The 13,925-nt window shown below is 61.1% G+C and carries 16 protein-coding genes; 5 read left to right on the forward strand and 11 right to left on the reverse strand.

Annotated elements, in window-relative coordinates; all coding sequences use genetic code 11:
• Positions 1–40: 40 nt before the first annotated feature.
• The gene (gene gcvA, locus IB248_RS03335; RefSeq protein WP_169679247.1) at positions 41–925 is read right to left on the reverse strand and encodes a transcriptional regulator GcvA; all 885 of its coding nucleotides are present in this window, start codon (positions 923–925) and stop codon (positions 41–43) included.
• A gap of 214 nt (positions 926–1,139) precedes the next feature.
• Between gcvA and IB248_RS03340 the strand changes: the two genes are divergently transcribed.
• Complete coding sequence (locus IB248_RS03340; protein WP_192240310.1) at positions 1,140–2,057, forward strand: DMT family transporter; 918 nt, start codon at positions 1,140–1,142, stop codon at positions 2,055–2,057.
• On the opposite strand, the gene hemW is transcribed toward IB248_RS03340, so the two are convergent.
• The 4 genes from hemW to rph are packed head-to-tail and all read right to left on the reverse strand — an operon-like array spanning position 2,054 to position 5,048.
• Entirely contained in the window at positions 2,054–3,229 is a 1,176-nt protein-coding gene (gene hemW / locus IB248_RS03345) for a radical SAM family heme chaperone HemW (RefSeq protein ID WP_018855128.1), read from the reverse strand. The two genes, IB248_RS03340 and hemW, sit on opposite strands and share 4 nt — an antisense overlap.
• Positions 3,230–3,263: 34 nt before the next feature.
• Positions 3,264–3,908 carry an RdgB/HAM1 family non-canonical purine NTP pyrophosphatase gene (gene rdgB / locus IB248_RS03350; protein ID WP_025658695.1) on the reverse strand — a complete coding sequence of 215 codons (645 nt, stop codon included), beginning with the start codon at positions 3,906–3,908 and terminating at the stop codon, positions 3,264–3,266.
• Positions 3,909–3,915: 7 nt separating this feature from the next.
• Complete coding sequence (locus IB248_RS03355; protein WP_018855126.1) at positions 3,916–4,332, reverse strand: VOC family protein; 417 nt, start codon at positions 4,330–4,332, stop codon at positions 3,916–3,918.
• Positions 4,329–5,048: a ribonuclease PH gene (gene rph / locus IB248_RS03360; RefSeq protein ID WP_062371335.1), complete on the reverse strand. Its 720-nt coding sequence runs from the start codon at positions 5,046–5,048 to the stop codon at positions 4,329–4,331. The genes IB248_RS03355 and rph overlap by 4 nt, the downstream gene beginning before the upstream one ends.
• Positions 5,049–5,223: 175 nt before the next feature.
• Here rph and hrcA point away from each other — a divergent pair, with 175 nt between their 5' ends.
• The gene (gene hrcA / locus IB248_RS03365; protein ID WP_018855124.1) at positions 5,224–6,312 is read left to right on the forward strand and encodes a heat-inducible transcriptional repressor HrcA; all 1,089 of its coding nucleotides are present in this window, start codon (positions 5,224–5,226) and stop codon (positions 6,310–6,312) included.
• Positions 6,313–6,317: 5 nt separating this feature from the next.
• Here hrcA and IB248_RS03370 read toward each other — a convergent pair whose 3' ends face one another.
• The gene (locus IB248_RS03370) at positions 6,318–6,752 is read right to left on the reverse strand and encodes a GFA family protein (RefSeq protein ID WP_018855123.1); all 435 of its coding nucleotides are present in this window, start codon (positions 6,750–6,752) and stop codon (positions 6,318–6,320) included.
• Positions 6,753–6,971: 219 nt separating this feature from the next.
• Between IB248_RS03370 and grpE the strand changes: the two genes are divergently transcribed.
• Positions 6,972–7,592 carry a nucleotide exchange factor GrpE gene (gene grpE, locus IB248_RS03375; protein ID WP_018855122.1) on the forward strand — a complete coding sequence of 207 codons (621 nt, stop codon included), beginning with the start codon at positions 6,972–6,974 and terminating at the stop codon, positions 7,590–7,592.
• Positions 7,593–7,622: 30 nt separating this feature from the next.
• Here the strand turns inward: grpE and IB248_RS03380 are convergent, their stop codons facing one another.
• A complete protein-coding gene (locus IB248_RS03380) occupies positions 7,623–8,567 on the reverse strand; it encodes a nucleoside hydrolase (RefSeq protein WP_025658701.1) in 945 nt (314 codons plus the stop codon).
• Between the two features lie 260 nt (positions 8,568–8,827).
• Between IB248_RS03380 and IB248_RS03385 the strand changes: the two genes are divergently transcribed.
• Positions 8,828–9,259: an Hsp20 family protein gene (locus IB248_RS03385; RefSeq protein WP_062371331.1), complete on the forward strand. Its 432-nt coding sequence runs from the start codon at positions 8,828–8,830 to the stop codon at positions 9,257–9,259.
• Between the two features lie 49 nt (positions 9,260–9,308).
• The gene (locus IB248_RS03390; RefSeq protein WP_007799651.1) at positions 9,309–9,566 is read left to right on the forward strand and encodes a DUF1150 family protein; all 258 of its coding nucleotides are present in this window, start codon (positions 9,309–9,311) and stop codon (positions 9,564–9,566) included.
• 6 nt (positions 9,567–9,572) lie between these two features.
• Here the strand turns inward: IB248_RS03390 and IB248_RS03395 are convergent, their stop codons facing one another.
• From IB248_RS03395 to lnt, 4 genes are all read right to left on the reverse strand, one after another.
• On the reverse strand, positions 9,573–10,274 hold the full coding sequence (locus tag IB248_RS03395) for a tRNA (guanosine(46)-N(7))-methyltransferase TrmB (protein WP_192240311.1): 702 nt from the start codon (positions 10,272–10,274) through the stop codon (positions 9,573–9,575).
• Entirely contained in the window at positions 10,271–11,524 is a 1,254-nt protein-coding gene (metK, locus tag IB248_RS03400; RefSeq protein WP_018855117.1) for a methionine adenosyltransferase, read from the reverse strand. Before metK ends, IB248_RS03395 begins: the two co-directional genes overlap by 4 nt.
• A 182-nt stretch (positions 11,525–11,706) precedes the next feature.
• Complete coding sequence (locus IB248_RS03405) at positions 11,707–12,126, reverse strand: helix-turn-helix domain-containing protein (RefSeq protein ID WP_018855116.1); 420 nt, start codon at positions 12,124–12,126, stop codon at positions 11,707–11,709.
• A 152-nt stretch (positions 12,127–12,278) separates the two neighbouring features.
• A complete protein-coding gene (gene lnt, locus IB248_RS03410) occupies positions 12,279–13,880 on the reverse strand; it encodes an apolipoprotein N-acyltransferase (RefSeq protein ID WP_192240312.1) in 1,602 nt (533 codons plus the stop codon).
• Positions 13,881–13,925 lie beyond the last annotated feature (45 nt).

Raw genomic sequence — 13,925 nt, forward strand, 5'->3', positions numbered from 1 at the left:
TCCACTTTTTAATCAGCATGACAAATCAGCCACAGTCAGGTCAGGCCTGTGCCTCGGTCAGCAGCCAGCGGCGAAAGGCCGCCGCTGCCGGTCGCTCGAGCGCGGGGCCCGGATAGACGAGGTGGAAGGCAAGGCGGCTTGCGATCCCAAGCGGGAAAGGCGTGATCACCGCACCTTCCTTCAGGTCCCGCTCCAGAAACGAGCGTCGCATCAAGGCAAAGCCGAGCCCGGCCTTCATCGCGTCATAGGCTCCGTTGCCATGCATGAAGATCGGCCCGCGCGACGGATCGACCCCCGTTGCGCCGGCCGCTTCCAGCCAGAGCTGCCAGTCATGGCGATAGACGTCATGGATCAGTTGGAAACCAGCGAGGGCGCCGGGCGACGGATTGCTCCCCAGTTCAGCGGCAAGCTTTGGCGTGCAGACCGGCACGAGTTCGTCATCGACGAGCCGCTCGCTGATCAGGCCGTCATACCCGCCGAGCCCGTGGCGGATTGCGAGGTCGATGCCGTCACGCTGAAAGTCGAGCACGCGGTGCGATGCGCTGATGCGAACGTCGATTTCAGGGTGCATCGCCTCGAAGCGCCCGAGACGCGGCACGAGCCAGTAGGTCGCAAATCCCGCCGTGCAGGTGACGTTGAGGACGGCGCCGCGTCCCCGTGCCGTGATTGCCGCCGTCGCCTCCCGGACCAGACGGAATGCTGCCCTAAGCGTCGAAAAATAATCCGCGCCCTCAACCGTCAAGGCCAGCGCGCGCGTCTTGCGCTCGAAGAGCTTGACGCCAAGCGATGCTTCCAGGTCACGGATCTGCAGGCTGACGGCGCCCGGCGTGACGTTGAGCTCTTTTGCCGCAAGCGTCATGCTGAGGTGTCGCGCGGCGGCTTCGAAGGCCCTAAGTGCTGAAAGAGAGGGAAGATAGTCGCTCATGGTTTAGCTCAGCTATATCATGGATCGAGAAAGACTCGTTTGTCTCCTGCCAGGCATCGCAATAATATCAGCATGAAAGCTGTCGAAAAAGCTGATTCAAGCTGCGCGATGAGCGAGAATTAATCGAGAATGGCCGCGTTCGAGACGCGCAACAATCGGGTGGTGGCAGCCAGCGGCTGGATGTATTCCGGTCAGGCTGACTAGGGAGAAGATAATGCAGCAGAAACAAATGGGCCTTGCCGAGTGGGGAATGCTGCTGGTGTTGTCCCTGTTATGGGGCGGCTCCTTCCTCTTCAACGGTATTCTGGTGAAGACCCTGCCGCCGTTCACGATCGTCGCGGGCCGGGTCCTGGTTGCCGCACTTGCGCTGAACCTTATCGTCCGAGCCACCGGCCATGCGATGCCGCGCGACGCTAGGTCCTGGGCTGCGTTCTTCGGCATGGGCATCCTGAACAACATGATCCCCTTCTGCCTCATCGTCTGGGGCCAGACGCACATCGCAAGCGGCCTTGCCTCGATCCTGAATGCCACGACGCCGCTCTTCGGTGTCGTCGTCGCGCATTTCCTGACAGCGGACGAAAAGATGACCGGCAACCGCCTGCTCGGCGTCCTCGTTGGCTTTGCTGGTGTTGCCTACATGATTGGCTTCGACGTGTTGCGTGATCTCGGCTCGAACGTGCTGGCGCAGCTTGCCGTGCTCGGTGCTGCGCTCTCCTACTCCTTCGCCGGGATTTTCGGCCGACGCTTCCGCCAGATGGGCATGGCGCCGCTCATTCCCGCCGCCGGACAGGTTACCGCTTCGACCATCCTGATGCTGCCGATCGCGCTCGTCGTGGATCAACCTTGGACTTTGGCCGCCCCGTCACTCGAGACCTGGATGGCCTTGCTGGGCCTGGCCTTGCTGTCGACGGCGATCGCCTATGTGTTGTTCTTCCGCATCCTGGCAACGGCAGGGGCGACAAACCTCATGCTCGTGACCTTCCTGATCCCGGTCAGCGCCATCCTGCTCGGCGCAGCTATTCTCGGCGAGCAACTGCAAGCCAAGCATCTGATCGGCATGGCGATGATCGCGATCGGCCTTGCGGCGATCGACGGGCGGTTGTTTTCCCTGGGACGAAAGCGGCCGGCCTAGCAGGCGAGGTCGGCTACGACGGAATCGAGGATCAGCATACCCGACGGCGTGCAGCGAAGCCGGGAATTGCCGATCCGCTCGACGAAGCCGTGTTCCAGCAGGAATTCTTCACGCTTTGGGTCGAGATCGCGGCCTGAAAGCTGTTGCCAGCGGGCGAGATCGACACCTTCCTTCAGGCGTAGTCCCATCAACAGCAGTTCGTCCGCCTGCTCCTCGTAGCCGAGTTGTTCCTGATCGAGGATGCCGTGGCCGTCGCGCTCGACGAGATCGAGCCAACTTTCCGGCTTCCGCTCGGTCGCCGTCGCGATCTTCATCGCGCCGCGCGTCAGCCGCCCGTGGGCGCCGGGGCCGATACCGGCATAGTCGCCGTAACGCCAATAGGTGAGGTTGTGGCGGCTCTCCGCGCCGGGGCGCGCGTGGTTGGACACCTCGTAGGCCGGCATTCCTTCGCGAGCCGTGATCTCCTGCGTCGCTTCGTAGAGCAATGCCGATTGATCGCCGTCCGGAACGACAAGCTTGCCCGCCTTGTGAAGGCCGTAGAAGGGGGTGCCTTCCTCGATCGTCAGCTGGTAGAGCGAGAGGTGATCGACCGCGTAGGAGATCGCCTCCTTCAGCTCGCGCTCCCATTCCTCGACAGTCTGGTTCGGGCGAGCATAGATCAGGTCGAAGGACATGCGCGGAAAGATGTCGCGTGCCAGCTTGATCGCCTTCAGCGCGTCGGCAACGTCGTGCAGCCGTCCGAGAAACTTCAGGTCGCGGTCATTCAAGGCTTGGACGCCAAGCGAGACGCGGTTGACCCCGGCGGCGCGATAGCCCCGGAAACGCTCCGCCTCGACGCTGGAGGGGTTCGCCTCCATGGTGATCTCGATACCGTCTGGCATATGCCAATGCTTGGCAATACCATTGAGAATGGCCGAAACCGTCGAAGGGTTCATCAGAGAGGGCGTGCCGCCGCCGAGGAAGACGCTCGTCACCGTCTTCGGCCCGCTCAATTGGCGCACCGTTGCCATTTCCTTCAGGAAGGCCGCAGTGAAGCGCTCCTGATCGACCGGCTGGTGGCGGACATGGCTGTTGAAATCGCAATAGGGGCACTTGGCAGCGCAGAACGGCCAATGCACGTAGACGCCGAAGCCGGGTTCGCCGGTATCGGGCAGAAGAGCGGCATAGCGCATCAGGTCAGGCTGTTCCAAAGTGTCCACGTTGCCCTTAGGCTTCCAGGCAGGTTTCGACGAAAATCTTGAAGGCGCGGGCGCGGTGCGACAGGGCCTCTGCGTCGCCCGGCTTCCAGCCGTGTTTTTCTTCCCCGCTCATCTCTCCAAAGGTAGTGTCATAGCCCTCGGGTTGAAAGACCGGATCGTAGCCGAAGCCTTGGCTGCCGCGCGGCGGCCAGACGACAGCGCCCTCGACTTCACCGCGGAAGAGCTCCGTATGGCCGTCCGGCCAGGCAAGGCAGAGCACGCTTACGAAGCGGGCGGTACGCTGTTCCGGCTTTGAAGCGCCGGCCTTGTCCAGCGCCGCCTCGACTTTCTCCATCGCCATCGCGAAGTCGCGGGTCCCGTCGGGCTTCTCGGCCCAGTTGGCGGTATAGACGCCAGGATCGCCGCCGAGCGCATCGATGGCGAGGCCGGAATCATCCGACAGCGCCGGAAGTCCAGCGGCTTCCGCAGAAGCGAGCGCCTTGATCTTTGCGTTTTCCTCGAAGGTGGTGCCGGTTTCGTCAGGCTCCACGAAGTTCAATTCAGCCGCCGACTTCGCGGTGAAGCCGAAGGGGCCGATCAGGTCCTGGATTTCCCGGATCTTGCCGGCATTGTGGCTGGCAACGACAATGGTCTTGGTTTCGAGCTTGCGCATGATTGTCCTATTCGAGGCCCCAGATACGGGCTTCAGCGCATTCAAGGCTGTTGCCCGCTGGATCGCGGAAATAGATCGATCGGCCGCCCTGCGGCCAGGTGACTTCGGATTCGATGGCGACACCCTCGGACATCAACCGGGTGGCAATCGCATCGAGATTTTCGCCCGAGACGCGGAAACAGGCGTGTCCCGCACCGCTTGTGCCATGAGGCGGCACCTGCAGCGCGGTCGGTGAGGGCGGCTTGATCGTTTCTTTCGGATTGAAAATCAGCAGCACGCCGGGGCCGCAGCGAAAGAAGACATGCCGGTTGCCGCTCCGCGAGATCTTCGAAAGACCGAGAACGCCTTCATAGAAGGCTTCGACCTTGTCGAGATCCTCAGCATAGAGCGCCGTCTCCAGCATGCCTTCCAGCACGTCGTTCATCCGGCGATCGCCTGCTTTTGCATCGCCACGAGTTCGGCAATGCCCCCCTTGGCGAGCGTCATCAGCGAAGCGAACTCCTCGTCGGTAAAGGGCGTGCCTTCGGCGGTGCCCTGAATTTCGACGATACCGCCAGTGCCGGTCATCACGAAGTTCGCGTCGGTCTCGGCCGAGGAGTCTTCGAGATAGTCGAGGTCAAGGACCGACTGGTTTGCGAAGATGCCACAGGAAATGGCCGCGACATGGTCCTTGAGCACGCGCTCGACCTTGAGCATGTTGCGGCTCTCCATCCATTTCAGGCAGTCGTAGAGCGCAATCCAGGCGCCCGTGATCGAGGCGGTGCGCGTTCCGCCGTCCGCCTGGATGACGTCGCAATCGAGGGTGATCTGGCGCTCGCCGAGCTCCTTGAGGTCGACGACGGCGCGCAGCGAGCGGCCGATCAGGCGCTGGATCTCCTGGGTGCGACCGCCCTGCTTGCCGGCCGCAGCTTCGCGCTTCATGCGATCGCCGGTGGCGCGCGGCAGCATGCCGTATTCGGCCGTAACCCAGCCCTTGCCGGTGTTGCGCAGCCATGCCGGCGGCTTTTCCTCGACGCTCGCCGTGCACAACACATGCGTATCGCCGAACTTCACCAGACAGGAGCCTTCCGCGTGCTTGGAGAAATTGCGCTCGAAAGAGACCTTGCGCATCTGGTCGGTTTTTCTGCCTGAGGGCCGCATACTATTCTCCTAATCATCGTGCCGAAGGCGTGAGCAGGCTTCGGGTAGATCATGCGTGCTATGGTGTTGAGAGCTTCTACGATTGGCAGCGTCCATTTGCAATTTCCCTTTTGCCGCTGCGGAGAGATTGGCTATATTTTGTCGGATCATCGTCAGCACGGGTACGCAAGGTTTCATGGAGTTCAGATCGACGTCGGTTTCAGAGGCAGTGGCTGCGCTGGATGAACGCTCCAAGGAAATCTTTCGCCGCATCGTGGAGGGCTATCTGGAAACGGGCGAACCGCTCGGTTCCCGCAACCTTTCGCGAATCCTGCCGATGTCGCTGTCGCCGGCGTCCGTACGCAATGTGATGAGCGATCTGGAAGAACTCGGCCTCATCTATTCACCGCATGTCAGTTCCGGGCGTCTGCCGACGCAGATCGGCCTGCGCTTCTTCGTCGACGCCTTCATGCAGGTGGGCGATCTCTCGGCCGAGGATCGTGCCAACATCGATCGGCAGGTGCGCGCCGAAAGCCGCGACAATCCGATGGAATTGATGATGAACGAGGCGAGCCGAATGCTCTCGGGCATTTCGCGCGGCGCCGGACTTGTCATCACCTCGAAAAGCGATCCTGTGCTCAAGCATGTCGAGTTCATTCGCCTCGAGCCGACCAAGGCGCTTGCGGTGCTCGTTGGCGATCACGACCAGGTGGAAAACCGCATCATCGAGCTTCCGGCAGGCGTCACATCATCGCAATTGACCGAGGCCGCAAACTTCCTCAACGCGCATATGACCGGCCAGACGCTGCCGGAACTGCGCAATCAGCTGAGCCGACTGAAGGACGATGTCCGCCGCGAACTCGACACGCTGTCGCAGGATCTCGTCGAGCGCGGCATCGCTGTGTGGTCCGGCAGCGCGGACGAAGGCAAACCGGCTCAGCTCATCATTCGCGGCCGCGCCAATTTGCTCGCCGGTCTCGCCGGTGCCGACGATCTCGACCGCCTGCGCATGCTGTTCGACGACCTCGAGAAAAAAGACAGCTTGCTGGAACTCCTCAATCTGGCCGAAAGCGGGCCAGGTGTGCGCATTTTCATCGGCTCGGAGAACAAGCTCTTCTCGCTCTCCGGCTCGTCGTTGATCGTTGCGCCTTATCGTGACGATGACGACCGCATTGTCGGTGCCGTGGGAGTGATCGGGCCGACGCGTCTCAACTACTCGCGCATCGTCCCGATGGTCGATTATACCGCTCAGCTTATGACGCGACTGTCACGCGGCGCGAAGTAGCGCGGCTACTCAGGCAACGTGTCGCCCGAGCCGCCCATCTCCGCGGGCATGTCTTTATATTTGGGCAGGCCGTCACGAATGCGCAGCACGCTCTCCTGATAGTTCACGTGCAGCGCCGGGGTGTAGTCGAGATCCGGCAGAAGTGCCGCGTAGACGTCGGTGACGCCCCAGGTCGGGTGCTCGGTGTAGAGATGCCCACCGCACAGCTCGCAGAACTTCCGCACGCTGGTATCGGACTTCTGATAGCCCTCGACATGCTCTCCGCCTTTAGTGACCCGGACAGCCTGCGGCTGCCAGAGCGTGAAGGCATTGACCGGCCCTGCGGACCAATGCCGGCAGGAGGCACAGTGGCAGTATCCCATCGCCACCGGTTCGCCGGTAGCAACAATCTCCACGGCGCCGCAGAAGCAGCGCCCGGAATAGCTTTTCTGATCGCTCATGGTAGCAGCTCCCTGACCCAGGATTAGGCCGAAGCAAGAAAGGTTTAGGTAGCTCTAAAATAAAAGAACTTTAGCGCGAGCAAGTCAAGCTGGCCCTCTCGCTCAACCCGGCATGAGTTGCCCCGCATCGCGCGCTTTTCAGTCACGCAGACTTGATTTTTGCCCGTCAAAGCTCGATATCGGGCACATCCTAAAAGACACCAATCACCGGAGAACGTCATGACTGACGAAACGACGAAGAACGGACCTGACGCAGCCGCGGCCGAAGCCGCAGCGGACGCCGCCGCAAACGTCGAGAACGAAGCCACCGCACAGCCCGATCCGCTGGAACTTCTGAAGGGCGAGAACGCAGAGCTGCGCGACCGCTATCTGCGGCTTGCTGCCGAGATGGATAACCTGCGCCGCCGCACCGAGCGGGAAATCAAGGACGCCAAGACCTATTCGGCTGCTGGCTTCGCCCGCGACATGTTGGCCGTTTCCGACAACCTGCGCCGCGCCATCGATGCGATTCCGGAGGAAGCAAGGGCTGCCGCTGATGCCGGCCTGACAACGCTGATCGAGGGTGTCGAGATGACGGAACGCTCGATGTTGGCGGCGCTCGAGCGCCACGGTGTCCGAAAGCTGGAGCCGGTTGGCCAGAAGTTCGATCCGAATTTCCACCAGGCCATGTTCGAAGTACCGAACCCTGAGGTGCCGAACAACACCGTTGTTCAGGTCGTTCAGGCTGGCTACACGATTGGCGAGCGTGTTCTGCGCCCGGCCATGGTCGGCGTCGCCAAGGGCGGACCGAAGCTGGTCGAACCCGAAACCAATTCGGTTTTCGACCAGAAGGACGCCTGATCCCTCAGGCGCCCGTCAAACAATCCGAAATCAGATGCGGGCGAAACGCTCGATCAGCAGATCGAAAAATCCGTCCGCATCGACATCGCGCATGACCTGCGCATTGCGCTTGCGGTGGGTCACGTGCCACCAGTCGACGACGGTCATTCCGGCAGTCAGTTCCGACTTCACCTCGATCTCGACATTGCAGGTCCGCCCCTTGAAAAGCTCCGGCTTCAGCAGATAGGCGATAACCGTCGGGTCGTGCAGCGGGCCGCCGTCCGAGCCGTATTTCTCGACATCGAAGCGTTCGAAGAATTCCAGCATCTCGACCATGGCGATGGCCGGGCGTGTGCCGAGATCAGCCATGCGCTTGACGCGGTCCTTGCGTGTCAGAAGCTTGTGCGTGACGTCGAGCGGCATCATCACGATCGGAACGCCGGAGCGGAAGACGATGTCGGCTGCCTCGGGATCCACGTAGATGTTGAATTCGGCGGCCGGCGTAATGTTGCCACCCTCGAAGAAGCCGCCGCCCATCATGACCAGTTCATGGACGCGCGGGATGATGTCGGGCGCCTGCTGGAAGGCCAGGCCAATATTGGTCAGCGGCCCCAGCGTGCAGAGCGTCACTGCGCCTTCCGGCTCGCTGCGCAGCGTCTCGACGATGAAATCCACCGAATGCTGCGTCTGCAGCGGCATCGTGGGCTCGTCGAGAACCGGACCGTCGAGGCCGGTCTTGCCATGCACGTGCTCCGCGGTCACCAGCTTGCGCGCAATCGGCTTGTCGGCGCCGGCAAAGACCTTCGTATCGGTGCGACCACAGAGCTCGCAGACGATGCGCGCATTGCGGCTGGTGTAGGACAGTGGCACGTTGCCGGCGACCGTGGTGATGCCGAGTACGTCGAGCTCTTCCGGGCTGCCAAAGGCCAGCATGATGGCGGCTGCGTCGTCCTGACCGGGGTCAGTGTCGATGATGATCTTTCTAGGGTTTGCCATTCCGATCGTTCCCATCCTCGTGGTGCGCGTCTTCGTGGCATGCACCGTTTGTTTATATTCCCGTCGCAAATCGGCACAGCCGGCGCAGGCAGGATTTGATGCGAGTCGGCGCCTGCTTTGTCAAGGTCGGACCCTTGCTGGCTTCCCGGGAGCGAGCATGGACGTCCGCCTTGCGCCCGGGCTCGGCAATTCCCATATTGTCGACAGTCGGATGCTGCATTTCAGGTCCGGCAAGGTCGCTTGAATCAAGGACTTGAAAGATGAGCCGCATGACGCCTTTCGCGAGCCCGCTGCTTTTGGGCTTTGACGCCATGGAGAAGACGCTGGAGCGCCTTTCCAAGGCGAGTGATGGCTATCCCCCCTACAATATCGAGCGCGTTGCTCCTGACCGCGCTTCCGGCGATCCGGAAAGGCTGCGCATAACCCTTGCCGTCGCGGGATTCGCTGAGGACGACCTCGATGTCTCCGTCGAGGAAAATCAGCTGTCGATCCGCGGCCGTCAGGCAGAGCAGGGAGAGCGCGATTATCTCTATCGCGGCATCGCCGCGCGTCAGTTCCAGCGGACCTTTGTTCTGGCCGACGGCATGCAGGTTTTGGGCGCTTGCCTCAAGAATGGGTTGCTGTCGGTGGATCTCATCCGCCCCGAACCGAGCCGCATGGTGAAGAAAATTAACATTTCGGTCTCACAGTAGGACAACGGCGCATGTTGAGCCGTTGGTCCCTTCTCTTGGAGGTACAGGAATGTTGATGAAAGAAGCCAATTCGCACCTGACCAAAACCGAACTTGCCGGCATCGGCAACGGCGAGGTCGCCTATATCCGCAAGATGCGCAACGAAGAAGTTGCCAAGTGCTTCCCGGAAGCGCCAGACATCGATCCGAGCGTTGACCTCTGGGCGCTATTCGGCGCCGATGGCACGCCGATCCTTTTGACGGATAATCGCTCCAGCACCTTCTTCAAGGCCGCTGAGGATGAGCTGAAAACGGTGAGCCTGCACTAGGCAGGCTCAGACGCGCTTGAATGTGAGATAGGCGGAAGATCTGCCTTCACGCCGTGCCTTGGCCTCGTAGCGTGTGCTCGGCCAGCCCTCGTAGGGCGTCAGCCAGTCTGCCGCATTCTGTGCTAGCCATTCGAAGCCGCCATGGTCGCGGCATTTGAGCAGCGTCCAGTTGACGTAGGTATCGATATCGGACGCAAAGCAGAACAGCCCGCCCGGCTTCAGCACGCGGTGGAATCGGTCGAGGTTCGTCTTCGACACGAAGCGGCGCTTCCAGTGCTTCCGCTTTGGCCACGGATCCGGGTAAAGCAGGTCGATCTGGTCGATCGAGGCGTCCGGCAACCAATCCAGCAATTGCGTCGCATCATCGTTGTAGACACGAACGTTCCTGGCGCCTGCCTTGTCGACGCTCGTCAGCAGCTTCTGCATGGAATTGATGAAAGGCTCGACCCCGATAAAGCCGGTCGAGGGTATTTCCACGGCGCGATGGATCAGATGCTCGCCGCCGCCGAAACCGATTTCCAGGCGCAGCCTTTCGGTCGGCACCGGAAAGAGGGTCTTCAGCGGCTCGGGCGGAGCCGCTGAAAGATCGATGAGGAACGCCGGAAGCAGGGTGTTCAGTCGCTCTGCCTGATGTTCGCGCAGAGCCTTTCCCTTGCGGCGACCGAAGAAGGCTTCGGTCGCGCGTCCGCGACGCTCCATGTCGGTCATGCTGCTTCCTTGACCTTGACGGCGTCCTTGAGCGCCTTGACGAGGTCGGTGCGTTCCCAGGAGAACGAGCCGTCGCGTCCAGCCTTGCGACCGAAATGGCCGTAGGCCGAAGTCTTGGCATAGATCGGCTTGTTGAGGTCGAGGTGACGGCGGATGCCTGTTGGCGACAGGTCCATGTTCTTGCGGATCGCGGCTTCGATCTGGTCTTCCGTCACGCCCTTGCCGGTGCCGTGCAGGTCGACATAGATCGACAGCGGCTGTGCGACGCCGATAGCGTAGGACAGCTGGATCGTGCAGCGGTCGGAAAGACCGGCGGCAACGACGTTCTTCGCGAGGTAACGGGCAGCGTAAGCGGCCGAGCGGTCGACCTTGGTCGTGTCCTTGCCGGAGAACGCACCGCCACCGTGCGGAGCAGCACCGCCGTAGGTGTCGACGATGATCTTGCGGCCGGTGAGGCCGGCGTCGCCGTCAGGACCGCCGATGACGAACTTGCCGGTCGGATTGATGTACCAGTTGCAATCGTCGGCGATCGGCAGATCGCCGAGGGCTTCGCGGATATAGGGCTCGACCACCGCGCGAACCTTCTTCGAATCCCAGCTTTCGTCGAGATGCTGGGTGGAGAGAACGATCGACGTGACTTCGGCAGGCTTGCCGTTCACGTAGCGCACCGTCACCTGGCTTTTGGCGTCCGGGCCGAGCTTTGCAACTTCGCCGTCGCCCTTCTTGCGGGCAGTCGCGAGCAGCTGCAGGATCTTATGGGAGTAATAGATCGGCGCCGGCATGAGGTCAGGCGTTTCCTTGCAGGCGTAGCCGAACATGATGCCCTGGTCGCCGGCACCTTCGTCACCCTGCTGGTCGGCGGCACTATCGACGCCCTGGGCGATGTCGGCGGACTGCGAGTGCAGGAGCACGTCGATCTTCGCCGTCTTCCAGTGGAACCCGTCCTGCTCATAGCCGATGTCCTTGATGGCGCGGCGGGCAGCGGCCTTGAACTTCGAAGGGTTGATGACGTCGTTGCCGTTCTTGTCCTTCTTCATCAGGCTCGGCGGCAGGCGCACTTCACCGGCGATCACGACGCGGTTGGTGGTTGCCAGGGTCTCGCAGGCAATGCGCACGCCCCAGGGGTTGACGCCGGTCTTGGCGGCTTCGCGGTAGACCAAATCCACGATCTCGTCGGAGATCCGGTCACACACCTTGTCCGGGTGACCTTCGGCAACTGACTCGCTGGTGAAAAGGTAATTCGCGCGCATTCCGGGATTCCCCTCAAAGAACAAAAGCTGCCTAGTAGGTACTCAGTTCGCATCAGAAAAACAAGCGTAGAAGGACATAAATATATCTTTATATCTGCTGCAAAGTGGCAAATTTTGCCCCAAAAATGCCAAAAGCGGCCGTTGCGACCGCTTTTGTCTCTGCTCCGAATTTTGAATGGCGGTTATTCGCTGTCGGCTTCGGCGGCGAGTGCCTTCACCAGCTCGACGACTTTGCGGCGAACCTTGGGATCGGTGATTTTTACAAAGGCGCGGTTGAGTTGAAGCCCCTCGGACGACGAAAGAAAGTCGACCACATAGTTGGAGCTGGAGGCTTCCGCCATGCCGGACAGGCCGGAGGATTGTTCGCCCGGCGCGTCCTCGAAGAAGAAGGAAACCGGAACGTTCAAAATGCTGGAAATATTCTGGAGGCGGCTGGCACCGACACGGTTGGTGCCTTTTTCGTATTTCTGGATCTGCTGAAAGGTGATGCCGAGGCTCTCTCCGAGCTTTTCCTGGCTCATTCCGAGCATCGTTCGCCGAAGGCGAATGCGACTACCAACGTGTACGTCGATGGGGTTCGGCCGCTTCTTGTTCTCAATCATGGTCCTGCCCTAACAAAAATTTTCAACCTTGTTCAAACCGGCATGCCCAAACCCATCCCCAAAACGCCACGTTGCAAAGTCTTGATTAACCACCTTGAAACATACGCTAAGAACGCCGATCCGAACCACTATGCAATTTTAGGGGTTTTCGGTCAATTCTGCTTGAAAACTAAACCAAAACGCGAAACCAGCGCAATTGCAAACAGAAGTATCTCGATCAACCGGAAGTAAGTTTGGCGCGGGTAACCCGGATCGCGCTGGGCGTCGAAACGCTCGATGGTTGCGTCGACAAAGCCAGTTTCATTGAGGCCGAGACCCGCAATGACCTCGCCACGGGAGTTCACGATGGCTGAAATTCCGCTATTGCCATTTCGAATCAGCGGCAAGCCGGTCTCCACGGCACGCAACCTAGCCTGTTGAAAGTGCTGGTAGGGGCCGGGTGTTGCACCGAACCACGCGTCGTTCGTAACATTGAGAATGGCATTGGCGGCGCCTAGGTCGCCGGTCATCTCGTCGGGGAAAATGATCTCGTAGCAGACGAGGGGATAGAACTTGATCCCCGTGGGCAAACTCAGAAGCTGGCGCGTGGCGGCGGGTGAGAAGCCGCCTGGCATCTCGACCACATTCTGGATGCCGAAATCGTCGAGGATATTCTCGAACGGCACGTATTCGCCGAACGGCACGAGATGCACCTTGTCGGCCGCGCCGGCAATCTGCCCACGGCCGTCGATGACGTATATCGAATTGTAGTAGCGAGGCGGATTGCCAGGCCCCATGTCCTCCACCCTGACAGCGCCGGCAATCAGGATCTGATTGTCGTCGAGCGTGTCCGCGATCCGGCTGAGCGCATCCTGATTGTCGGTCAGGATGAAGGGAATGGACGTTTCCGGCCAGACAATGATGTCCGGTTTCCGCCCGCCGTCCTTCGGAGGCTCGACGGAAAGCTTCAGGTGCTTCTCGAAGATAGCTGCGCGGTCGGCGTCGCTGTCCATCTTCGCCGTCTGCTCGATCATCGGCTGAACCAGGCGAATGACCGGGCTCGGGGAGTCGGATGCAGGCGCGGGTTGCGGGCCATAGAGGATATAGGCGCCATAGCCGATATGTGCGGCGAAGAGCAGGGCTGCCAGCGAGAGCCCGAGCTTTGCGCCCTGCCGGGTGCCGAGGAGTGCGGGTGCGGCGAAGATGAAGACCGAGAGCGACGTGATGCCCATGATGCCGATGACGTGCCCCGATTGCATCATGAGCGGCACGGGCGTCATGCCGTAGCCGATAGCGTTCCAGGGGAAGCCGGTGAAAAGCACGCTCCGCAGCCACTCCAGCAACCCGAAGCTCGCCGCAAGCGCCGCAATCCGCCCCATGCCATCGGACCACATGGTTCGCGCCAGCGCCGCAGCAATGCCGTAGAAGATGGCGAGCACGGCAGGCAGGCCGAGGATCGCCAGCGGCAGCGCCCAAGCGAAGGCCTCCGCGTCGATCATCAAGGCGTGGCCAAGCCACCAGAGACCCGCGACGAAATAGCCAAAGCCGAAGAGCCAACCGACGGTAAAAGATGGCCACAGTCGCCCAATGAGCCCGCTTTCCGGAGCGGCAGCCGAGCCGTCGATCAGCCAGACGAGCAGCGTGAACGACACGAACATTGCGGCAAAGAAGCCAAATGGAGGCAGGGCCAGAACGCCGACGGCGCCAGCAAGGACCGCCAACGCAACCCTCTTGAACCCCCAGGCAAGGATAACCCTGTCCGCAAGCCGCTCCATGCGCACTCCCATCAAGCTGCGAATCAACCCGCTCGCAGTCTTTCA

The sequence above is a fragment of the Rhizobium sp. RHZ01 genome, assembly GCF_014851595.1.
GTDB classification, from domain to species: Bacteria; Pseudomonadota; Alphaproteobacteria; order Rhizobiales; family Rhizobiaceae; genus Rhizobium; species Rhizobium altiplani.